This is a genomic window from Paracoccus marinaquae (assembly GCF_018860165.1).
Lineage (GTDB): Bacteria > Pseudomonadota > Alphaproteobacteria > Rhodobacterales > Rhodobacteraceae > Paracoccus > Paracoccus marinaquae.
Genome location: NZ_JAHKNG010000147.1, coordinates 1 through 567, shown reverse-complemented (window position 1 = coordinate 567; position 567 = coordinate 1). Strand labels below are relative to the sequence as shown.

The window sequence follows — 567 nt, the reverse complement described above, 5'->3', positions numbered from 1 at the left end:
CGGACGTTTCGGCCGTCTTTCTCGAAGCTGCGGATCGCCAGATAGATCAGCTTGGTCGCGGCATCGTCCGTCGGAAACGATCCGCGCGTCTTGATGGATTTCCGGATCACGCGGTTCAGGCTCTCGATGGCGTTGGTCGTATAAATCACCTTGCGGATCGCCGGATCGAAGGCGAAGAACGGGATGACCTCCTGCCAGGCGCGCCGCCATACCGGGGCGATGGATGCATATTTCGTGGCCCATTTTTCCTCGAATGCATCGAGCTCGGCGGCGGCCATATCGGCGGTCGCGGCGCCATAGATCCGGCGCAGATCGCCCGCCACCGCCTTGCGGTCCTTCCAGGAGCAGAAGTTCAGGCTGTGGCGCACCAGATGCACGATGCAGGTCTGAACCATGGCCTCCGGAAAGGCGGCGGTGATCGCCTCGGGAAAGCCTTTCAGCCCGTCGACGACCGCGATCAGGATGTCTTGGACACCGCGGTTGCGCAATTCATTCATCACCGAGAGCCAGAATTTGGCGCCCTCGTTCTCGGCGATCCACAGGCCCAGAACCTCGCGCAGACCGTCG

1 protein-coding gene is annotated in these 567 nt (G+C 62.1%); it reads right to left on the bottom strand.

Translation table 11 applies throughout. From position 1 onward, the window contains the following. Positions 1 to 567 (bottom strand): IS256 family transposase (locus tag KNW02_RS20735; RefSeq protein ID WP_216035062.1); only part of this gene is annotated, 567 nt, incomplete at both ends.